The following is a 22,470-nucleotide window of genomic DNA, read 5'->3' on the forward strand; positions in this document are numbered from 1 at the left end:
AAACGACTAATATCCTTGACTGGCTGTAATTGCCGAAGTCCAACGAGCCATAGAACTCATTACGTAATTTAGCATGGCAATGGTATTATCGAAATTCATTGCTAATACCCCAGCAATTATAAATACCAACCCTTTAGGACCATGCTGAGTCCCTGGCTGACTAGCTTGTGCAACCAATACACTCCCACGAACAAACCATAATACCCCTGCTGTTTGAATCACTAAACCCATAGAACTGAATATATTGGAAGGATTATATGATGTATAAGTTAAGATGTTACCTACCCCAAAGGTTGTATTGGCCATAACGTCTAAGGCTGTGGGTAAATAAAGCAGCGCCGCACCAAATAACAAGTACATCATGGGGGCAAACATCTTTTCCTGTGATGAAGATTGTGCCCGGTGATCCGCAATATTTCTGAGTTTTGAAATAGCAGTCCAAAAAAATAAAATGCCCAGTATATATGCACCCCCAGTGATTAAGTGTTGCACCGGGTATAAAGAACGGCTGAGATTGCCTATCATTGTAACAAGATCTGGTGTATTCATAATATAATTATATGTCGTTAAAACTTGTAATGCATAATTTTTTGCTTATATTAACTTTAGTTCAGAGTTATAATCTCTAATTTTTACGGTAAAGTTGATATTCGTCATGCAAATAAATACATTCCCCATCACTTTAAAAGAGTCATTTATGATCTCTCCTAAAGTTAAACACTTCATTTTTAATTGTGAAGTAACACCTAATTTTAATTATTTACCTGGACAATTTATTACCATTCACTTTGAACATCAAGGAAAATTACTAAAACGTAGTTATAGTATAGCCAATGCGCCAAAACAAGATAATCAAATTGAAATCGCCGCAGGTTATTTTGAAAATGGACCGGGCACTGAATTCCTTTATAATTTAAAACCTGGAGACACTATTCAAATCAGTGGTCCATATGGTCGCTTAATTATCAAAGAGGATATACCCAGTCGATTTATCTTGGTCGCTACCAGTACAGGAGTTACTCCTTATCGCGCAATGTTGCAAGAACTAAGCGTACTCATGGAGAAGCATCCTGCACTCGAAGTGGTTATTCTGCAAGGAGTGCAACGACGAGAAGAAATTCTTTATGCCAATGAATTCTATGCGTTTTCTCAAAAATACCCTAAAGTTTCATTTAGACCTTACCTAAGCAGGCAAGCAACAGATGAGTTAAATGAAAACGAATACAGCGGCTATGTCCAACATGCTTTCCCTTCGTTAAACCTCAATCCTCAGCGTGATGTCATTTATTTATGCGGAAATCCCAGTATGATTGATGAAGCATTTAACTCCTTAAAAGAACAAGGTTTTGCCATGCAACAAATTATTCGTGAAAAATATATATCTAGATAATAAACAATTAGGAGCCCACACAAAATGAATTATGAAGAACTATCTAATACCATGGAACAAATGTTGCAACAAGGAAAAGGAATCTTAGCTGCAGATGAAAGCAACTCAACTATAGGAAAGCGTTTTGCCTCAATTGGTATTGAGAATACCGAAGAAAACCGCAGAGATTATAGATTATTGCTCGCCACCACAACTGATTTGGAACAATATATAAACGGAGTTATTTTATTCGAAGAAACCTTTACCCAAACGGATGAGCATGGCACTCCTATTCCTAAACTGTTTGCCGATAAAGGTATCGTCCCTGGCATTAAAGTAGATAAAGGATTAATTGCTTTAGCTAATACTGAGAATGAACAAGTCACTCAAGGCTTAGATGGATTAGCTGAACGTTTACAACATTTTAAAAAATTAGGTGCAAAATTTGCTAAATGGCGAAATGTTTACTCAATTTCCGAATTTACTCCCAGTTTAACTGCGGTAAAGACAGGAGCAGAAAATTTAGCTCGTTATGCGGCAGCTTGCCAAGAAGCAGGAATTGTTCCCATCGTTGAGCCTGAAGTTCTTATGGATGGCGATCACAGCATCGAACATTGTGCAGAAGTATGTGAAATTGTGCTTCATGAGTTATTCCACGCTTTATTTATTCATCAAGTTGAATTAGAACATATTATCTTAAAACCTAGCATGGTAACCTGCGGTAAAGCACATAGCCCTTTCAGTGAACCTGATGAAATTGCTGATTACACAATCGGTGTATTCCGTAATAATGTACCCGCGGCAGTGCCGACAATTAATTTCTTATCTGGTGGGCAAACGCCACAACAAGCTACAGCAAATCTAAATGCAATTAATAGCATTGATCACCAACCTTGGTTGCTCAGTTTTTCTTTCGGCAGAGCATTACAAGAAGATTGTTTAGCGGCTTGGGGTGGAAGTAAAGACAATGTTTCTAAAGCACAAGAGGCTTTATTGAAGCGTGCGCGCCTAAATAGCCTGGCCTGTGTGGGTGAGTACAACAACAAAATGGAATAACGCTAATAAATACCTCCCTGGATGAAGCAAGTAGTGCTAAGGCTTCATCTAGGGCTTAATCAATTCAAAACGCGCATAAAGCGGTAAATGATCCGATAACATTCGCCATGGCTTTCCATGCAAACAAGCTACTTCTTGTACTTTCATACCCCGGAAATAAACTCGATCAACGCAAAGCGCCGGTTTAATTGCTGGGAAAGAACGGGCATGTTGCCCCTCCACTGAAACAAAAGCCTCTTCTATATTCAAAGTTTCAGCCAAAGGCTTGGAAATAACAGTACGCCAATCATTGAAATCTCCAGCCATTAACAGAGGTTCATCTTGTGGAACAACATCCTTGATACGTTGCATTAAAGCATTACATTGTACTATCCGCTCAGCTTTAAAAAGGCCTAAGTGTACGCATAACAAATGAATAGTAATATTATCCAGCTTCAGTTGTGCATGCAAAATTCCCCTTGAAGCCCTGCGAATGTTTGTGAGATTAATATTTTCAAATCGTTCAAAAGCATATTTACTCAAAATTGCATTTCCATGATGTCCTGATTCGTATATGGCATTTTTTGCATACACATAATGAGGCCAGATATTTTCAGCAATATACTCAAATTGTGGTGAATCAGGCCAGGCATTAATTCGTTTTTGGCGTTTTATATGTTCACCCTGAACTTCTTGCAAAAAAACAAAATCCGGTTGTAAGCTCGTAATGGCATCACGCATTTTTGGAAGTAAAAAACGTACAGCACCTACACCAAACCCTTTATGAATATTATAGGTAATTAATGAAACGCTTTGTGTTTCTTGTTGCATAGTTAACTCTTTTCAAGTTCCTAGATTAAGCATAACATTAAATGCATAAAAACAATTGTACTCCTTTCGTCTTAATCCAAACTCATTGTACTAACTAAAACGCAGGGAAAAATTTTTATTCATTCTATAATGGATTATAGCTCTCCTGTTTGCAGTAGAGATATAATGATTGCTTATAATACTTAAAAAAATAATATATAAAATGAACACATTAAATCTTACAATTCCAGGTTTTTCAATATGCTGCAGAACTTGGGGAAATCCAGAGAAACCAACTATCCTAGCCCTACATGGTTGGCTGGATAACGCGAACAGTTTTGCTCCTCTTGCCTCGTATTTAGCCAATGATTTTTATTTTATTGCCGTAGATTTGCCCGGACATGGTTATTCTTCGCATCTTCCTGAAGGATGTCACTATCATTTTTTTGATGGTATTTTTGTAGTTATTGAATTAATCAATGCGCTAAAACTTGATAAGCTCCATCTATTAGGACACTCAATGGGCGCTTGCTTGGCGAGCCTAGTTGGCGGTGTAATACCCGAACGATTTCTGTCCTTAAGCCTGATTGAGGGTTTAGGGCCCTTTTCCCATCCTGCAGAAACTGCATGTCAGCAATTAAGAGAGTATGCATCTTTTCTTACTCAAAAAAGAAAAAAATCCAAAGGATATGATAGTTTAAGTAGTGCTGCTCTTGCACGTGCCTTTAAAGGATATGTTTCTTTAGAAATTGCAAAAATTCTTTGTGAACGAAGTTTAATAGAAAAAAAAGGTAAATTTTATTGGCGGCATGATCCACGTTTATTGGTACGCTCACCTTTGCGGATGACAGAACCTCAAATACTTTCTTGTTTACAGGAAATTACTGCAAAAACCTATCTACTATTATCGAGTCGAGGATTTTCCTTTGACACTGAGATCATAGATCATCGAATTAAAGCGGTAAAAAATCTCACTCTGAAAAAAATGGATGGCGGACATCATATTCACATGGAACAACCAGAAGTTATAAGCAAACTTCTGGCTGATTTTATTATTACGGATTAATTAGAACAATCACTCATATTGGTGGTGATTTTAACTTCATTTAATGACTTTTTAACGTCACAAACAGCAGTTGAAGGATACCGCTCATGGTTCGGATCACCAGCTACAAGATCAGAAATCGCACTTACTATACCTTCACCGCCTTCATCAAAGTTAGAATAAGGGGTCCAATAATCCATGTTAGCTTTAACCATCACATCAAAGGCTAAACGGGTATTCCAACTAGGCTGATTGGCTAATATGTAGAATAAATGGTTATATACCCCACTGGAGTAATGAACATCCAGACCACCATAATATTCATCAGCAGTATCAATAGACTCACCATCACGACTTGGTTGATCCATATAGCGTAGAGCATCCCAGCCGCTATCTTCTTTCATGATCTCGCCGCCAATTTGCCAAGTGCTTTTATTTACTGAATAATATTCAGCTGCTTGAGCTGCCATATCCGAGAACGCCTCATTCATACCACCTGATTGGCCATAATATTCAAGGTTAGAATGTTGTTCTGTAAAACCATGACTGATTTCATGTGCGCCTACTCCTAGTGAAACCAAAGGATACATCATGGTATCACCATCACCAAAGGTCATCTGCTGGCCATCCCAATAAGCATTCTCATAACCTTCACCATAGTGAACTCGCATTACTAATTGCATTGGAGAACCATCAGAATTACTCAATGCATTGGTGTTATACCATTCTTTATACATATGGTTAATCACATGACCTGCATACAAAGCATCATTCGTGGGAGAAGCCGCTCCATTTTGTTTGTCGTAACCATCTCCTCTATAACCAGTGAGGTAAACATTAGAGTCATTGGTTGGACAATTAAATTTCATTGCTCTACGTTTAGAACTGTATCGGTGATCCATGTCAATTACTTTGACATCGGTGTTTTCCATAAAACACGACTCAGTACCTGAATCACGAGTTACATCTAAATAAGGTAAGTCAGCACCATATCGATAGAAACCTGTTTTATTATTTCCACCGAAACCTGCTCCATTAACCGCACTTTTGCCAGTTTTAATATCATTCCATTGGACGAAAGGTTTGCTATTTTCTGCGTCAATTATTGCAGTTGGACGCTCTGGAATTTGATCTTTGTGAACAACAAGGACACTCACTTTATAAGCCCAATGTGCTTTATGCTGAGCATCTATATAAATCATAGGAGTGACTTTTTCCTCGCTCACTTCTTTACCTGCATACTTGGCTTTAAACTGTTGTAATGCTGAATCCGCATTTTTCACAAAATTAGCATCAGGTTGTCCTAATTCGGATTGTAGGCCTTGATAAATAACGCCGTTCATTGCCACATTAGACTGTGCTTTGGTTAATGATTGTGCTGGATACATGCTATGCATAATTGCATAACCACCATGAACAGGAAATCCTACATATTGTTGTTGCATACGAACATGAGTTACTTTGTTACTGTCTGTATGTTCGCTGACAAAACGTAAACTGTCTTTAGCAACTGCGACACCTTGTGTCGTTAAAGCAAATTTTTGCTTTACTTGCTGAAGAGATGCCTTTTGTAAAGGCATAGGTTCTGCGGCTCTCGCAGAGGATGCTATTCCTAAAGCCAGAGCAACAGCTAAGGGAGATAAATAGTAATTATGATGCATGGAAACCCACTCCTTCTTTGCAACTTAATCTAAATTGAAAGCAACTCATCTCCTGCCAAACCAATTAATCCTTAAATCAAGTTATAAAAACCTGCTTGGTTTCAACAGTGAGTCACACCTGTGAACACAACCAATAACTCTAAAAACTTATCCAAGCTAGCATAGTTTTCGAATTTTTGAAATTATTATTTGATGCTTCGCTACATGTCCATAGGAAATATGAGTGGATAAAAAAGAGTTTTTATTTCAAAGAATCCTAAATAGGTGATTTTCAAGAGTATGAATTCATTTTATTGAGTTATTGTTTCTTGATAATACCATGCGGCCAAAGCACTTATACCAAGAACAAGTAATATTGCAGCTAAAGAAAATTGGCCTTGTATCTTGGTAATTGCAATCATACCACTAGTTAATGCAGAAGTTAAATCCTGCATGCTGACATACAAAGCGGCCACCGTTCCTGCAATTTGTGGAAATGGATGAAAAACTCCAGCAAACGCATTAATAAATGTAAAACCTGCCCCCATACTAAATAAAGAGATAGGAATCATAACTGTCAGTACATTCATGATTCCAGCAAGAGCAAAGCTAAGCATCATCCCCCCACCACCAATCATTAACATGATACCAATAAACAACATATATGAAACACCTTTAGACATAACCAATTGGCTATTAATTAGGCCGCTAAGACAGATAGCCACAGCAATAAAAACTGAAAGTTGACCATATTCCAATGGACTTAGATCTAATTCATTTTGAAATAAAAATGGAGCAATAGTAAGGTAAGCAACCAAACCCGAACAGGCAGAACACGCACATAAGGTATAGCCTAAAAAGACTTTAGATTTTAATAAAGCAGCATAATTTTGTTGTATTACTCTTAACTTAGTAGCATCGGGATTAAGATTTTTATTCGTTTCTGGCAAAACCAGAAGAATAAAAATCCAAAATGTCAAACCGACAACAAAAATAAATAAAAAATTGGCTCTCCAACCAAAATGCTCCTGAATAAATCCTCCCCAAATTGGAGAAGCAACTAAAAGAAGCGTACTTGCCACGCCAACATAAGAACCAATTTTCGATAAATATCGGTCAGTAAAAAGATCACGTATTAAAGAGCGTCCCACTGAACTGCACGAACCGATACCAAATCCTTGTAAGAAGCGACCTAAAATTAACACCCAGACAGAAGGTGCCAATAAACAACAAAGACATCCTATAATACTTATACCAATTCCATAAATTAGCGGGCGCCTACGCCCAATTTTATCGGACCACGGTCCAAAAAATATATGAGAAATTCCCAATCCAAACATAAAAAGAAACAAGGTGAACTGAATGGATGAGTCGTTACTATTAAGAGATTTAGTAATGGCTGGTAATGACGGAACATATTGGTCAATAGAAATTTGCACCAATATCATCATCATAAAAATCACAAAATATATTACAGGTCGTACTTTTTGTACTTGCTGTTGTTGGTCGAGCCTTGCTTGCATCAAAATTCCTTTTTTTAGAATTGAATAACAAAAAATGCCATTTAAATAATTCAATCCTTACCTAATCTAATAGTCTAGGTTACTGTGGGAAAGGGAGCAAATTTTTAACTAGTTGTCCCTGTTACACAAATATTAAAAAGTGTAGATCATGTAGATATCTTCGGAGATATATGGACAATTTCAGGAAGATCAGGCAAAATCTGCAAAAATTGCTCGATACGAACAAAAATATGAAAAAAATTCTGGTTTTACATGGACCAAATTTGAACCTCTTGGGAACTCGAGAACCTTCAATTTATGGGGCTACAACGTTGGATCATATTAATACTCGGTTGATCAAAGAAGCCACCACGGCAGGATTTGCATTAAAATGTCATCAAAGCAATTCGGAAGCGGATTTAATTGAAGTAATTCACCAAGCAAGTATCGATAAAATAGATTATATAATTCTTAACCCCGCTGGATTTACCCATACCAGCGTGGCTTTGAGGGATGCCTTATGTGCTGTTGCAATTCCCTTTATTGAAGTACATATCAGCAATATTTATTCCCGCGAACCTTTCCGCCACCATTCCTATTTCTCAGATATAGCGAAGGGTACTATTAGTGGATTAGGTGCGCAAGGATATTCATTAGCATTAACATCAATTATTGAAAGAGAATCAAATAATGGACATTCGTAAAATAAGAAAATTAATTGAACTGCTGGAAGAAACTGGCATTTCTGAAATTGAAATTAAAGAAGGTGAAGAATCGCTCAGATTAAGCCGTCATAGCAGCGGACCTGCGGTTGAACAACACCAGGTTCACTATGTTACTTCACCTGCCCCGCGTCATGAATCACATCATGCTGTAAATAATATACCTGCTCTGGCAATACCTTCACACCATGAAAGTAAACCTGAGCCTACGGTCTCAGGTCACAAAGTCCGCTCTCCTATGGTGGGTACAATGTATACTTCTCCATCACCAGAAAGTGCACCTTTTGTGACTCTTGGCCAATCAGTCAAAGCAGGTGATGTTTTATGTATTGTTGAAGCAATGAAAATGTTTAATGAAATTGAAGCGGATCGCGCCGGTAAAATCGTAGAAATACTCGTCGCCAATGGTGAACCTGTTGAATACGATCAGGTCCTGTTTGTCATAGAATAGAGGTGCATCCATGCTCAGTAAAATTGTTATTGCCAACAGAGGTGAAATTGCCCTTCGCATTTTGCGTGCCTGTAAAGAACTCGGCATCCAGACTGTAGCCGTACATTCAGATGTAGATAAAGATTTATTGCATGTTCGTCTCGCAGATGAAACCGTATGCATAGGACCGGCTCCAGCGCAAAAAAGTTACCTCAACATCCCAGCAATCATTTCTGCTGCGGAGATTACTGATGCGGTAGCAATTCATCCTGGTTATGGGTTCCTTTCTGAAAATGCTGATTTTGCAGAAGTAGTAGAACAAAGTGGATTTCGTTTTATTGGTCCTCGAGGTGATACTATTCGTCTCATGGGAGATAAAGTATCTGCTATTAACGCAATGAAAGCTGCCGGAGTTCCTTGTGTTCCTGGATCGGACGGTCCCTTATCTGATGATGATCAATCAAATCTGGAAATTGCTCGAAAAATTGGTTATCCAGTTATTATCAAAGCAGCAGGAGGCGGTGGTGGGCGCGGTATGCGTGTTGTGCATAGTGAGGCCAACTTGCTTAATGCCATAGCTCTTACCCGTAGCGAAGCCAAAGCTGCATTTAATAACCCAATTGTTTACATGGAAAAATTTTTGGAAAATCCACGCCATATTGAATTCCAAGTGCTTGGAGATGGTAAAGGTAAAGCAATTCATCTAGGTGAGCGTGACTGTTCCATGCAAAGACGTCATCAAAAAGTAGTCGAAGAAGCACCAGCTCCGGGAATTAGCGTTGAACTTAGAAATAAAATTGGCGCTTCCGTAGTCAAAGCATGCCAAGAGTTACAATATCGTGGTGCTGGAACCTTTGAATTCCTATATCAAGATGGATGTTTTTATTTTATTGAAATGAATACACGAATTCAGGTTGAGCACCCCGTAACTGAAATGATCACAGGAATTGATTTGATAAAAGAACAAATCAAAATTGCCAGTGAGATACCGATGACACTTACTCAGGAAGACATAATTCTACGTGGTCATGCTATTGAATGCCGAATTAATGCTGAAGATGCAAGAACTTTCATGCCTTCGCCAGGAACAATAAAATTATTACATCAACCCGGTGGACCTGGTATTCGCTTTGATTCTCATATTTACAGTAGCTATACCGTTCCTCCGAATTATGATTCCATGATAGGCAAGCTGATAAGTTATGGAGAAACTCGTGCTGTAGCCATTGCAAGAATGCGAAATGCACTCGATGAAATCATTATTGATGGTATAAAAACCAATATTGAATTACACCAACGTATTTTCCATGATCAATCTTTTATAGCAGGCGGTACTAATATTCACTATCTGGAAAAAATGCTGAAGGATTAAACGCTGTGTGGTTTCAATTGAAAATAGAACATTGTCCAAGCCAAGAGATAGAGTCCCTTAGCGAGGAGTTAGAAGAATTTGGTGCGCTATCCATTATGCTCACCGATAAAAATGACAATCCTGTTCTCGAACCCGAACCAGGAACAACCCCATTATGGCCTGAAGTGGTTATTCAGGCCTTATTTGCAGAGGTGTTCCAGGCACAATACACACGAGAGCATGTGATGAAAACTTACCCCAAGTTAACGTGTGCTCTAGAAGTTCTGGAGGACAAGGATTGGGAAAGAGCTTGGATGGATGATTTTAAACCTCAACGTTTTGGTAAACGCCTATGGATCTGTCCTACTTGGTCGACGCCACCTGAACCCGATGCGGTTAACTTAATGTTAGACCCTGGTCTGGCATTTGGTACCGGAACTCATCCTACGACTGCTTTATGTTTAACCTGGTTGGAACAGGCTGATTTAAAAAATAAATCTGTGATTGATTACGGCTGTGGCTCAGGGATACTTTCTTTGGCCGCATTAAAATTAGGCGCAGCAAAAGTCCATGCAGTCGATATCGATGAACAAGCCCTTCAAGCCACTCAAAACAATGCATTGGGAAATCAACTTGATGAACACCAATTACTAATTAGCAAGCCCGACGTATTACACCAACCTGTAGATTTAATTATTGCAAACATTTTGTTGGCACCATTAATTAACTTGAAAGAACGTTTTCAACAATTGTTAAACTCTAAGGGGATACTGATCGTATCAGGCATATTAGAAGAACAAGCCCCTAAGCTTATTGAAACGTACGCATCAATGTTTATTGCGATTCATCAGCAAAACCTTAATGGATGGTCATTATTGGCTTTTACCCATAAAGCAGATTAAATTGTCGTACTCGTTATTTGGTAGTGCAAGGACTCATTGATAATATTCTAAATTTTCCGGGTTCTGCTGCGCCTACCGAGGCTATACTTATTTAAGGAAATTATAATGGTCCAAGAACATGCATTCTCTGCTTTTAAACCTCAAAGAGCGCTGCTTAGTGTTTCAGATAAACGAGGCATAGTGGACTTAGGTAAAGTACTCCATAAAATGGGTGTAGAGCTTATAGCAACGGGAAATACCGCTGCATTACTCAAAGAACATAAATTGCCAGTTGTCGATGTTAGTGAGTGTACAGGTTTTCCAGAAATGCTCGATGGTCGAGTAAAAACTTTGCACCCAGCCATTCATGCAGGTTTACTTGCACGCGGGAAAAAAGACGAAAAAACACTTAAAGAGCACTCTATCAAACCCATCGATTTGCTGGTAATTAATTTATATCCATTTGAACAAACCATCAGTCGTCATGACTGTAACTTCAATGAGGCAATCGAAAATATTGATATTGGCGGCCCCGCCATGATTCGTTCCGCAGCGAAGAATTATGCACACACTTTCGTTGTGGTAAAGCCAGAAGATTACGCCGAACTAATCAAGTACTTAAAAAGCAAAAAAGTTCCTTCAGACTGGGGGTTCACTTTAGCTAAAAAAGCCTTTGCTCATACAGCTGCATATGATGCTGCTATTACAAATTATCTGACTACTCTCGATGCGCAGCACACTCCCTGTGGTTTCCCAGAAGTACTTACATGTCAGTTTAATAAAATAACCGATTTACGTTATGGAGAAAATCCACATCAACAAGCCGCTTTCTATGTTGATAAAAAAGCTTCATCCGGTTCTTTAGGTTCTGCTCAGTTAATTCAAGGCAAGCAATTATCCTATAACAACATTTTAGATGCGGATGCGGCATTGGATTGTGCTAAATCCTTTTCTTGCGAGAAACCCGTATGTGTAATTATCAAGCATGCAAACCCCTGTGGTATTGCTATAAGTGATTCTCCTCTTAATGCTTATCTCAAGGCTTTTCAATGTGATCCAACATCAGCCTACGGCGGTATAATCGCTTTTAACCAAAAATTGGATGCTACTACCGCCAAAACTATTCTTGAAAAGCAATTTGTAGAAGTCATTTTGGCCCCTGAGATTAGTGAGGAAGCCAAAGAAATTTTTGCCAGCAAAGAAAATATTCGTGTTTTATCAACTGGAGCTTGGAAACATGATGATGCATTTCGCCTGAACCTGAAAAAGGTAGATGGGGGCCTGTTGGTACAAGAACATGACTCTCTTTCATTAGGCAGCTATGAAATTAAAGTCATGACTCAAAACAAACCCTCAGATCAACAAATGAGTGATTTAATGTTTGCCTGGCTTGGGGTAAAACATGTCAAATCCAATGCGATTGTTTATGCTAAAGATGAAGCAACAATAGGAATTGGTGGAGGTCAAACCAGCCGGGTTATGAGTGCTCGTATTGGCCTATGGCAGGCAACACAAATGGGATTCGACCCTCGTGGTTGTGTTATGGCTTCTGACGCATTTATCCCCTTTCCGGATACTGTAGAAATTGCCGCAGAAGCAGGAATTGCTGCTATTATCCAACCCGGTGGTTCAATTAGAGACGGACAAATTATAGATTGCGCTGAAAAACATGGACTCATTATGGTATTCACCGGAATTCGTCACTTTAAACATTAAGATGTAGAAGAAAATACATGTACCATGTAGTCTAGATAGCGATGCAGAATAGGGAACGAATTACCCTTTATGGAGAATAGAACTGTGAATACTCTGGTAATTACAGGAGTTAGTCGAGGAATCGGACTAGAAACCGCCAAATTATTTTTAAAGAGGGGTTGGTTGGTTATTGGAACTTCAACTCAGGGTAATGCGCCCCTTAAAGACAAGAATCTAAAAATTCATCCCCTTAATTTGCTAGATTCAAAGCAAATTAATTATTTCACGGAACAATTACCACAATTTGATGTCTTAATTAATAATGCAGCCATCCTCCTAGAAAATTGGAATGAAACAAAGATTAGCATAAGCCGGTTAAAAGAAACTTTTGCGGTTAATGTATTTGGGACTATTGAATTAACTGAACAGTGCCTTTCTAAATTAAATCCAAATGCCCAAATAATTAATATTACTTCGGGATGGGGTGCTTTTAGTTCCAATGATTCCGCAAACGTACCCCACTACAAAATGTCAAAATCATGCTTGAATATGTACACTCTTCTTCTGGCTAAAAGACTTCCTGGAATTACTATCTCCAGTTTTGACCCAGGTTGGGTGAGAACGGATATGGGAAAAAGTAACGCTCCCAAACTGCCTTCGGAAGCGGCACACGAACTTTTTGAATTGGTAAACAAGAAGAAAGAAAGCGGTTATTTTTGGCATGAAGGGAAAACGAGAGATTGGTAAATAAAACTTTTCAAGGACTCTACTCTTGATCCGTAACAATAAAGCAACCAAAATAGGATATATAATTATTTGTCCACAGGAGTTAGGATGACCCATGACAAAGAACTTAGCGAGTTATTACAGGCTATAGCGGAAAAAAGTCTGCAAATTATTTCCGATATTAAAGAAACTCCTTTACAAGTTCCCATAATAATCAATCAATATATTGAACTAACGGAACATTTCCAAAATGTAATGAGTATTCTTCTGCAGAATCCGGAAAAAATCTGGGAAATGCAACTCGCATACTGGCAAGACGCGTTTAACTTAGCACAAACCCAATTACAGCATTGGTTAAATGGAACGCCCATGCCCATAAATGATCCACGCTTTCATGAAGAAGATTGGCTAAATAATCCTTTTTTTAATATGTTAACCCAGCATTACCTTTTAGCCAGTCAGCATATGAATACTTTATTTGAAAAGATAGAATACCCTGATAAAAATACGGCTAAGCGTTTAAAATTTTTTACCAAGCAATATTTAGATGCATTATCGCCAGCTAACTTTTTGCACACGAATCCTCAGATCATGGATGAAACATTGAAAAGTCATGGCAAAAATTTATTACATGGACTTCATAATCTACTTTCTGATCTAGAAGTAGGTTCTCCTCGTCTGATGATTAAAATGACTGATACGGAGGCATTTAAGCTCGGTAAAAACCTCGCTATTACTCCAGGAAAGGTAGTCTTTCGTAATAGTCTAATGGAACTCATACAATACACGCCACAAACCACTAAGGTAAAATCTATTCCTCTTCTTATTATTCCGCCCTGGATAAACAAATATTACATCTTGGATTTAAGCCCACATAATTCTCTTGTTGGCTGGTTAGTAAAGCAAGGAATTACTGTATTTATCATTTCTTGGGTAAATCCAGATTCAAATTTTTCCCATAAAAGTTTATACGATTATTTAAATGAAGGACCATTAACCGCCATTGGTATGATTCAAAAGCAACTCAGTATAAAGCAGGTTAATGCTATGGGCTTTTGTATTGGTGGAACCCTCCTATCCATGTTACTTGCTTATAATAAAGCACGACAAGACAACTCCATTCGGAGTGCAACTTTTTTAGCTTCTATGATTGATTTTAGTGATCCCGGTGACATTGCTGTTTTTATTGATGAACAGCAAATCGCAAAATTAGAAGATGAGATGAAGTCTAAGGGATATCTAGCTGGAAAATTTATGGCTTCAAGTTTTAACTCACTTAGAGCAAATGACTTAATTTGGTCTTTCTTTATTAAAAATTACCTACGAGGTAAAAACCCGGTTCCTTTTGATATATTGTATTGGAACTCAGACTCCACCAACATGCCAGCAACCATGCATTCCCAATATTTAAGATGGATGTATTTACACAATGATCTGGTAAAACCAGGTAAAATTCATCTTAATCATACCCCAATTAATATCAGTGCTATTGATATACCTACCTTTTTCCTTTCAACTGAAAAAGATCATATTGCTCCGTGGAAAACTACCTACTTGGGATTTCAACTTATGAATGGTCCCAAACGTTTTGTACTGGGTGGATCTGGTCATATAGCAGGAATTATCAATGCGCCTGAAACAAAAAAATACGGCTATAAGGTTAATAATCATTTTCCTACTCATCCAGAGCAATGGTTAGAGAATGCTACTGAACATTCAGGCTCCTGGTGGCCAGAATGGTTAAAATGGCTAAAAACGCATTCAGGAAAACTCATACCCGCTCCAGATTTTAACCAGTTACCATTAAAATCAATAATGGACGCACCAGGTAGTTATGTACTAAAGAAATAGATACAGTCTGGAAGAAGCGAAGTAAGTCCAAACATTCTTAAGGATGTTGTCCCGTAATGTAGCCGTTGCTTGCAACCGTTTGCAAGCTAATCACTACATTTAATTTTTAAAAAAGAAATCTATATAATAAATTAAAAAACTTTTTATGGTTAGCATCCGCTCGTAGTCACGGCATCCGTTGGAGGATTTAATGCACTGGTTGCTTGGGTATATACCACGGCACAATTCGTTTTGAGTGTATCTATAAGCTAACCACCAACAAGCTCCAGGAATGTAACCTGTTCCCTTATCCATTTCAAACCTTAAGTCGTATTAAACACTTTTACTCTTCAATTAATTCATTTTGAATAGTTACATAATCTATTTTTCCTGAAGGTAGTACGGGAATTTTATTTCCTGGAACAATTTTATGCGGTACAAGTAATTCTGAATAATTCAGTTCCTTTATTCTCTTGATAAAGCTTGTTTTATTGGCATTGTCAGCTTCACTATATAGTATAATTTGCTCTCCTTTTTTCGGGCTCTTCATACTTACGGCAGCATGTAATAACTCAGGCCAAATTGAGGCAGCAACACCCTCTACGGCAGTAAGAGAAACCATTTCCCCGGCAATCTTCGCAAAACGTTTTGCTCGGCCCGCAATGGTAATGAAACCCTCTTCATTCATAGTCACTATATCACCTGTATCATGCCACCCGTCTTCAGGTGGAATAATCTTTTCCGACTTGTCGCAAGAGAGATAACCTTTCATGATATTAGGCCCACGTAAGATTAACCGGCCCCCTTCCGCAATACCATCTACAGGTTGTATTCGACTTTCCATAGAAGGCAACAACATCCCCACACTTCCTGGAATAGAGGCTAAAGGGCAATTCATAGAAATCACTGGCGACGCTTCCGTCGCACCATATCCTTCATAGACTTTCACTCCAAAAGTGTCGATCCAATGTCGAATCGTTTCCGGTTTCACTTTTTCTGCTCCAGCAAAAATGTAACGGACGCTGCTAAAATCATGTCGTTCTGCCGCTCGAGCATAGCCTGTTAAAAAGGTATCGGTTCCAAGCATAATGGTAGCACTGGTTTGATAAATCAAACCCGGAATTATTTTATAATGCAATGGAGAAGGATAAAAAAAGCAACTAATTCCATTTATTAATGGCAGAATGGAACCGGTTGTTAATCCAAAACAATGAAAGATAGGCAAGGCATTGAAAAATTTATCACGAGAAGAAAAATCCACTCGCGAAGTTAATTGGCAACAATTGGCTAATAAATTAGCATGAGTTAACACAACTCCTTTCGGAAGCCCTTCTGAACCCGAGGTAAATAGTATAACTCCGGGCTCCTCTGCAGAAACCGGGTTACCAATTAATTGATAGGCTCGAGAAGGAAACATCCCCTTGAATATCCCAGAAAGCTTATTCCCTAAATTAATAGAAGATTTAAAATCTTCGAGGAAATAAATCTTAATCCCTGCGTTCTGTAATCCCTCGACCAAATCGTCCAGTTTTGCTGTATCAATGAATTGTCTTGCAGTATAAATCGTTTTTACTTCTGCAACAGTACACGTAGCTAACAGATTATGTAGTCCCAAGCTAAAATTTAGCATAGCTGGAATGCGTCGATATGCATGTAAAGCAAAAAAGGTAACCATGCCCGCAATCGTGGTAGGCAGCATGATACCGACATGCTCTCCTACTTGAGTTTGCTCCTTAATTTGTCGACCTAAAATAAAACAACGGGCAAGAAATTGTTTGGAAGTTAACGGCGCACGATTTGCATCTTCAATTTTTGCTTTACTCTTTGTTCCTAACACACTTCCTTGAATGAGTGCTTCAAACATTGTCATTGGTTGATAACTATTTGCAAAAGTCAGTTCACTAATTAACTGAAACAACCGAGTGCTCATTGCATTTCGGTTAAGAGGTGTATTTTCTTTCTCGATATAAGATCGTGTCGGCAATACATGTAAGATAATTTTTGGAAATAAATAAATACGATGCTTATCTTTACTTATCGAAAAAATACTGTGTTGGGCTCCGTCGATACGGATTGGAATCACTGAAGAGCCAGCCTTTTGTAACACCATTCCTGGGGCATCAAAAACCTTTAAGCTCTCTTCTTGCAATCCAATTCCCTGCGGAAAAATAACACAACGCTTTCCTTCTCGGATGGCTTTGACTAAAGCTCTTGCTGCAAAAGCGTTGGTAGAGTCAATGATAATGACATCAGCAAAAAGCATCATCATCTTCATCCAAAGTTTACCAGCTGATCGTGGAGGAAACGCTACCGTCAATTGCTCAGGTAAAAAAGCAGCAAGCAAAAGCAAATCAATTTTTGAGGTTCTATTGGCAATAATGACTGAATTAGACTCCGGCTGATACGTTCCCTGCACCTCCACCTTAAACCAGTAGGCTAAGATTGCTCTAATCCATCTACGGGCACGTTGCTTTTGGCTTTCCTTCCACATTACTTGTTCCATGTTTTTGTTTCTCTTATAAAAATCCGCTCTTGGTTATACCCAATCAATCATTATTTTTCAAGATTGCAACCGATAACCAGGTGTAATAGACTTTCTTTACTAGTGAACTGTCAAGGATTGTACGATTACAGACCCCGATCTATTTCATACAAAAATAACGTCTAGTCGACTCACTCATCCTATTAAGACAATTTTCATTGTTTTAGCTTTGATCTCACTTATTTCGACTGCCTTTATTTTTCATAATTATTCAAGTGTACTCATTAACTGGATTGAGCATCTTGGCTGGATTGCACCCATTCTTTTTTTAATAATATATTGCGTTGCAACCATTATGTTCTTGCCTACTATGGTGATCACCCTGGCCGGCGGGGCGCTTTTCGGGCCTTTGTTTGGCACACTGCTCAATTTATTGGGGGCAACAAGCGGGGCTGCATTCTCTTTCTTAATTACCCGACACTTGATTTATAATTGGTTTTTACAAAGAAAAGGCAAAAAATTAAGCAAACTCATTTCTGCGGTTGAGCAAAAAGGATGGGTGATTGTTGCATTTCTTCGCTTAGTCCCAATAATTCCGTTTAATATAGTCAATTATGGTCTAGGAATAACCACGATTAAATTCCGGCCTTATTTGTTCACTACTTTTATTTTTCTTATTCCCGCTGAAATTGTTTATACCTATCTAGGTTATGCTGGAATGGGGGTTTTAAAACAAGAAGTATTTTATAAACACCCTGTAGTTTTAATAGCGGGTCTTGTTCTATTGCTGATATGTATTATCAAGCTATTGCATTTTGATCACTTTCGTTTTCAAAACGCAGAGAAGAAGATAATTGATTAAGTAATGGATGATCTACTGCAAAAACAATGTCATCCAAAGAGGATATCGGGCGAATCCCTTGTAAGGAATTAGTTACAAAAAGAGCATCCGCTTCCCTTAGCATTGTTTTGGTTACCGAAACCTCCATGCAATTTATGCCTTGCTGCTTGGAACATTGTAGAAGTCTTGAACGAGTAATGCCAGGAAGCACCCCATCGGTTACAGGAGGTGTTAGCAAACAATTATCGTGGATCACAAATAAGTTCGCACAGGTGGTTTCTGTCGCATGCTGTTGCAAGTTAAAAAATAAAGCATCATCGGCAACTGCCGCAATTGCCTGACGACGAGCGAGGATCGCCTCTAAATAATTGATTGATTTCACTTGATATATAGGATTAGTTCCATCTCTTAGCCAGGACGCACTTACTAATCGCTGTGGATGGGTTTCTATAGAATAATTAAACGCTTGAAATGCAAGTTGACTTACTTGTCCTCGTGCTGCCAAGCCTCTAGGGGCAGAACCCCCACTTAAAATCGCTTTAATACCACCATGATACAAATTATCTTGCTTAATTTTATGGAGCAGATGCTCTAACCAGTGCTCAAAGGAAAGATCGAAGGGGATGTCCAATTTTCGTGCCGAATCCGTTAATCGCTGCCAATGCAAATAAGCACAACATGGCTTCGCTTCCTCTACTCTGAGCGTTTCAAACAACCCCTCGCCCAAAAAGATGCGATCATCTATTGGAAATGCAAAATTACATTCCCCTTCTGTGAGTACTCGTGTTCGTATCATAAACGGTACTTAATCCTAATTCTTCAGTTGATTCCCTTACGAATGATTACTGACAAATCGAATTTAATAGTCGCCAAAATCGTCCAGTTCATCCCGTAACCGCTTTTCGTCTAACATATTTTCCAATCGCCTGCGTGCATCCAAACCACGAGGAACATTTTCCATAATTTCTGCTTCAACATCCAATTCGCTGTCCACATCAACGAAGTCTTCTCCGACTTCTACAACAGCATCTTCATCATCTTCAAACAAATCACTCATACCATTCTCTCAATGAGTTATATTGTACCTAGATACCCATCCCAAAAGGATCTAAAAACCAGGACGGCTTATATACCTTATTTTTTTTGTCTTGACTAGTTTTTTTTTAAAAATAGCAATTCCACGAAGATTTTGAGAGTGACAAATTTTTTCGAAGATTTCAATACCTTGAATTTTTACAATAAAGAATCGATAATTTAATAAGTACAACACATTGATAACTTATGACAGATTACGTCAAGAAGGCTTTAAGAGATACAATGAAACAAATACGCTCGAAGATATCTGTTTCGTATCGCGCCACGGCTTCAACTCAAGTATGTACCCGCATTCGCTTGCTGGAACAATATCGCCAAGCCAAGCAAATAGCACTTTATTTTGCGATAAACGGGGAAATTGAGTTAGATGAGCTATGGAAAAATGCTCTTTTACAAGGGAAAATTTGTTATTTTCCTGTTCTAAATGAGGATTTAACCCTCTCTTTTTTACCCGCCACAGCAGATACTCCTTTTCAAAAGAATCGCTATGGGATTCCGGAGCCGGATGTCAGCCCTGATTTAGCAATTGCCGTAGAGGAACTGGAGTTAGTTTTTGTTCCATTGGTGGCCTTTGATGTACGCTGTAATCGTATAGGGATGGGTGCGGGTTATTACGATCGAACCTTCAAAGGCAAAGAGAATTGTCCCTTATTTGGCGTAGCCTACCAATTTCAACGAGTCGATGATTACCTTGAGCCTGAACCTTGGGATATTCAGCTTAACGCTGTCATAACCCAACGTGCTATTTATTGGTATGGTGGCTGACTCTAGTTTAGGTTAGGGCATCTGCATTGATTTCCCCAGTACGTACTCGAACGACTTGTTGCAATTCATAAACAAAAATTTTGCCATCACCAATCTTACCCGTATATGCAGACTTACAAATTGCTTCGATTGCAGCTTCAACCATGTCGTCTGGTAGCGCTAGTTCAATTTTAATTTTAGGAAGGAAATCCACTACATATTCAGCCCCACGATACAATTCAGTATGGCCTTTTTGTCGGCCGAAACCACGTGTTTCCGAAATAGTTATTCCTGGTACACCAATTTCCATTAATGCCTCATGAACATCATCTAATTTAAAAGGCTTAATAATTGCCATAATCATTTTCATAATATATTCCGCTGTGTGTATACTTTTGTTAGACTCTTTGCAAAACCAAACATGGAGTGATTATGTTCGACCCCAAACAATTTGATGATTTAGCAAAAAAACTTTTTTCAGCTCTCCCCCCCAGTCTACAAAACATTGAAAAAGACATCCAACAAAAATTTAAAGAAGTCCTTCAAGCAGCCTTTTCTCATATGGAACTTATTACCCGGGAAGAATTTGATGTACAAACCAAAGTTCTGGCACGAACTCGCGAAAAAGTAGAACACCTTCAAAAGCAAGTCGATATGTTACTGACTCAGCTTAATAAAGATCAAAAATAAAAAAGAGCAGCTTAAGCGGCATAGGAAATTTGTCGCTTTATTAGTCCAACATCAAAGGAATAAGCAATGAATCTTGCGTTTACTAAAACACGTAGTACCGTTGGGATATTGGCACAACCCGTGTCAGTAGAAGTTCATTTATCAAATGGGTTGCCTGGATTTACAATAGTGGGACTGGCCGAAACCGCAGTGAAAGAAAGTAAGGATCGAGTTCGCTCCGCGATTATTAATAGCCAGTTTGAATTCCCCTGCCGCAGAATCACAGTGAACTTGGGACCTGCTGACTTACCCAAAATTGGGAGTGGTTTTGATTTACCCATCGCTCTTGGAATTCTTGCTGCATCAGATCAAATTCCTCAAAATCAATTGGCCGATCATGAATTTATAGCAGAACTTGCCTTAAGTGGAGAGCTTCGAGGGATTTCTGCTATTATTCCTGCGGTCTTAGCAGCACATAAAAGCCAAAGTTTACTTATTATTGCCAGTGCAAATGCTCATGAAGCGGCACTAACCGGCTATCAAAACATCTATAGTGCTAATAATTTGCGCGAAGTATGCAGCTACCTTTGTCAAGGAACTTCATTACACGCGTTACCACCCAAGCCGGAATCATGCGTCAGACCAGACACGATGGATTGGTCTGACATCAAAGGACAATTTCATGCAAAAAAAGCAATGGAAATTGCAGCATGTGGTGGTCACAGCATCTTGCTAAGTGGTGCTCCTGGAAGTGGTAAAACGATGTTAGCAAAACGGTTTAATACCTTATTACCTCCACTATCTGAAACACAGGCCTTAGAATGTGTGGTCATCAATTCCATACGGGGTAAATTACCTGATTTTAGCCAATGGCGCTCACCCCCTTTTCGCGCCCCCCATCATACTGCATCCCCGGCATCTCTAGTAGGTGGAGGAAACCCACCTAAGCCGGGAGAGATCTCTCTAGCACATCATGGAGTTTTGTTTCTTGATGAGTTACCTGAATTTAGCCGCCATGTTCTAGAAACTCTAAGACAACCGCTTGAATCAGGAACCGTTTGCATTTCCAGAGCCGCTGCACAAATCGAATTTCCCGCTCAATTCCAGTTCCTCGCAGCAATGAATCCTTGTCCCTGCGGGCAATGGGGGAACCCACAAGCAAACTGCGTATGCAGTCCTGATCGTATTAAACGTTATCATGCGAAGATTTCAGCACCTTTATTAGATCGGATTGATATGCATATCACGGTCCAAGCATTAACTCAGGAAGAATTGGTTGCTCCGAATAATAATCCCCTAAAACAAAGTGAATCAATCCGAGAACAAGTTATCCAAGCACGAACTATACAGGTAGAACGACAAAATTGCCTCAATGCCTATTTAAGCGCTAATACTTGTGAAAAAATTTGTGCGTTAGGTTCTGAAGAACAAGATTTTTTACATCAATCGATGCTGCAATTCAAACTTTCTGCTCGAGGATATCATCGCTTATTGAAAGTTGCACGAACGATAGCCGACATGAATCAAAGCATCCTGGTTTCTAAAATCCATTTACAACAAGCATTATCCTTTAGACATGCCTTACGCACTCCTGCATAGCCCC

22 protein-coding genes are annotated in these 22,470 nt (G+C 38.8%); 14 read left to right on the forward strand and 8 right to left on the reverse strand.

The window, feature by feature from the left end; all coding sequences use genetic code 11:
* Positions 1 to 6: 6 nt before the first annotated feature.
* Positions 7 to 549, reverse strand: coding sequence for a type IV secretion protein IcmC (locus ACWTE2_RS32645; RefSeq protein WP_454786039.1), 543 nt, complete (start codon positions 547 to 549; stop codon positions 7 to 9).
* 106 nt (positions 550 to 655) lie between these two features.
* On the opposite strand from ACWTE2_RS32645, the gene ACWTE2_RS32650 reads away from it, so the two are divergent.
* Positions 656 to 1,390: a ferredoxin--NADP reductase gene (locus ACWTE2_RS32650; RefSeq protein ID WP_454786040.1), complete on the forward strand. Its 735-nt coding sequence runs from the start codon at positions 656 to 658 to the stop codon at positions 1,388 to 1,390.
* Between the two features lie 24 nt (positions 1,391 to 1,414).
* A complete protein-coding gene (locus ACWTE2_RS32655) occupies positions 1,415 to 2,425 on the forward strand; it encodes a class I fructose-bisphosphate aldolase (protein WP_454786041.1) in 1,011 nt (336 codons plus the stop codon).
* Positions 2,426 to 2,473: 48 nt separating this feature from the next.
* Here ACWTE2_RS32655 and ACWTE2_RS32660 read toward each other — a convergent pair whose 3' ends face one another.
* On the reverse strand, positions 2,474 to 3,235 hold the full coding sequence (locus tag ACWTE2_RS32660) for an endonuclease/exonuclease/phosphatase family protein (RefSeq protein WP_182391476.1): 762 nt from the start codon (positions 3,233 to 3,235) through the stop codon (positions 2,474 to 2,476).
* Between the two features lie 202 nt (positions 3,236 to 3,437).
* Between ACWTE2_RS32660 and ACWTE2_RS32665 the strand changes: the two genes are divergently transcribed.
* Entirely contained in the window at positions 3,438 to 4,280 is an 843-nt protein-coding gene (locus tag ACWTE2_RS32665) for an alpha/beta fold hydrolase (protein WP_454786042.1), read from the forward strand.
* Here ACWTE2_RS32665 and proA read toward each other — a convergent pair.
* Positions 4,277 to 5,920, reverse strand: coding sequence for a zinc metalloprotease ProA (gene proA / locus ACWTE2_RS32670; protein WP_454786043.1), 1,644 nt, complete (start codon positions 5,918 to 5,920; stop codon positions 4,277 to 4,279). The two genes, ACWTE2_RS32665 and proA, sit on opposite strands and share 4 nt — an antisense overlap.
* 290 nt (positions 5,921 to 6,210) lie before the next feature.
* A complete protein-coding gene (locus ACWTE2_RS32675) occupies positions 6,211 to 7,422 on the reverse strand; it encodes a multidrug effflux MFS transporter (protein WP_454786044.1) in 1,212 nt (403 codons plus the stop codon).
* Between the two features lie 230 nt (positions 7,423 to 7,652).
* On the opposite strand from ACWTE2_RS32675, the gene aroQ reads away from it, so the two are divergent.
* From aroQ to ACWTE2_RS32710, 7 genes are all read left to right on the forward strand, one after another.
* Positions 7,653 to 8,105 (forward strand): type II 3-dehydroquinate dehydratase, encoded by a 453-nt coding sequence (gene aroQ, locus ACWTE2_RS32680; protein ID WP_454786045.1) that lies wholly within the window; start codon positions 7,653 to 7,655, stop codon positions 8,103 to 8,105.
* The gene (gene accB / locus ACWTE2_RS32685) at positions 8,092 to 8,574 is read left to right on the forward strand and encodes an acetyl-CoA carboxylase biotin carboxyl carrier protein (RefSeq protein WP_454786046.1); all 483 of its coding nucleotides are present in this window, start codon (positions 8,092 to 8,094) and stop codon (positions 8,572 to 8,574) included. The genes aroQ and accB overlap by 14 nt, the downstream gene beginning before the upstream one ends.
* Before the next feature lie 10 nt (positions 8,575 to 8,584).
* Entirely contained in the window at positions 8,585 to 9,925 is a 1,341-nt protein-coding gene (gene accC / locus ACWTE2_RS32690; RefSeq protein WP_182391481.1) for an acetyl-CoA carboxylase biotin carboxylase subunit, read from the forward strand.
* Between the two features lie 5 nt (positions 9,926 to 9,930).
* A complete protein-coding gene (gene prmA / locus ACWTE2_RS32695; RefSeq protein ID WP_454786047.1) occupies positions 9,931 to 10,806 on the forward strand; it encodes a 50S ribosomal protein L11 methyltransferase in 876 nt (291 codons plus the stop codon).
* A 105-nt stretch (positions 10,807 to 10,911) separates the two neighbouring features.
* On the forward strand, positions 10,912 to 12,501 hold the full coding sequence (gene purH, locus ACWTE2_RS32700; RefSeq protein WP_454786048.1) for a bifunctional phosphoribosylaminoimidazolecarboxamide formyltransferase/IMP cyclohydrolase: 1,590 nt from the start codon (positions 10,912 to 10,914) through the stop codon (positions 12,499 to 12,501).
* Positions 12,502 to 12,585: 84 nt separating this feature from the next.
* A complete protein-coding gene (locus ACWTE2_RS32705; protein ID WP_454786049.1) occupies positions 12,586 to 13,227 on the forward strand; it encodes an SDR family NAD(P)-dependent oxidoreductase in 642 nt (213 codons plus the stop codon).
* Between the two features lie 87 nt (positions 13,228 to 13,314).
* Complete coding sequence (locus ACWTE2_RS32710; RefSeq protein WP_454786050.1) at positions 13,315 to 15,057, forward strand: PHA/PHB synthase family protein; 1,743 nt, start codon at positions 13,315 to 13,317, stop codon at positions 15,055 to 15,057.
* 322 nt (positions 15,058 to 15,379) lie between these two features.
* Here the strand turns inward: ACWTE2_RS32710 and ACWTE2_RS32715 are convergent, their stop codons facing one another.
* Positions 15,380 to 17,539: an AMP-binding protein gene (locus ACWTE2_RS32715; RefSeq protein ID WP_454786051.1), complete on the reverse strand. Its 2,160-nt coding sequence runs from the start codon at positions 17,537 to 17,539 to the stop codon at positions 15,380 to 15,382.
* A gap of 334 nt (positions 17,540 to 17,873) precedes the next feature.
* Here ACWTE2_RS32715 and ACWTE2_RS32720 point away from each other — a divergent pair, with 334 nt between their 5' ends.
* Positions 17,874 to 18,380: a TVP38/TMEM64 family protein gene (locus tag ACWTE2_RS32720; RefSeq protein ID WP_483099551.1), complete on the forward strand. Its 507-nt coding sequence runs from the start codon at positions 17,874 to 17,876 to the stop codon at positions 18,378 to 18,380.
* On the opposite strand, the gene ACWTE2_RS32725 is transcribed toward ACWTE2_RS32720, so the two are convergent.
* Together ACWTE2_RS32725 and ACWTE2_RS32730 are read right to left on the reverse strand one after the other, a co-directional pair.
* The gene (locus ACWTE2_RS32725; RefSeq protein ID WP_454786053.1) at positions 18,319 to 19,155 is read right to left on the reverse strand and encodes an aminotransferase class IV; all 837 of its coding nucleotides are present in this window, start codon (positions 19,153 to 19,155) and stop codon (positions 18,319 to 18,321) included. The two genes, ACWTE2_RS32720 and ACWTE2_RS32725, sit on opposite strands and share 62 nt — an antisense overlap.
* Before the next feature lie 63 nt (positions 19,156 to 19,218).
* On the reverse strand, positions 19,219 to 19,416 hold the full coding sequence (locus ACWTE2_RS32730; RefSeq protein ID WP_182391504.1) for a PA3496 family putative envelope integrity protein: 198 nt from the start codon (positions 19,414 to 19,416) through the stop codon (positions 19,219 to 19,221).
* Between the two features lie 224 nt (positions 19,417 to 19,640).
* Between ACWTE2_RS32730 and ACWTE2_RS32735 the strand changes: the two genes are divergently transcribed.
* Positions 19,641 to 20,219, forward strand: coding sequence for a 5-formyltetrahydrofolate cyclo-ligase (locus tag ACWTE2_RS32735; RefSeq protein WP_454786054.1), 579 nt, complete (start codon positions 19,641 to 19,643; stop codon positions 20,217 to 20,219).
* 7 nt (positions 20,220 to 20,226) lie between these two features.
* On the opposite strand, the gene ACWTE2_RS32740 is transcribed toward ACWTE2_RS32735, so the two are convergent.
* Complete coding sequence (locus tag ACWTE2_RS32740) at positions 20,227 to 20,568, reverse strand: P-II family nitrogen regulator (RefSeq protein WP_003635241.1); 342 nt, start codon at positions 20,566 to 20,568, stop codon at positions 20,227 to 20,229.
* A 62-nt stretch (positions 20,569 to 20,630) separates the two neighbouring features.
* On the opposite strand from ACWTE2_RS32740, the gene ubiK reads away from it, so the two are divergent.
* Together ubiK and ACWTE2_RS32750 are read left to right on the forward strand one after the other, a co-directional pair.
* Positions 20,631 to 20,888: a ubiquinone biosynthesis accessory factor UbiK gene (ubiK, locus tag ACWTE2_RS32745; protein ID WP_182391506.1), complete on the forward strand. Its 258-nt coding sequence runs from the start codon at positions 20,631 to 20,633 to the stop codon at positions 20,886 to 20,888.
* 66 nt (positions 20,889 to 20,954) lie between these two features.
* The gene (locus ACWTE2_RS32750; RefSeq protein ID WP_454786055.1) at positions 20,955 to 22,466 is read left to right on the forward strand and encodes a YifB family Mg chelatase-like AAA ATPase; all 1,512 of its coding nucleotides are present in this window, start codon (positions 20,955 to 20,957) and stop codon (positions 22,464 to 22,466) included.
* Positions 22,467 to 22,470 lie beyond the last annotated feature (4 nt).

The sequence above is a fragment of the Legionella nigrisilvae genome, from assembly GCF_977063395.2.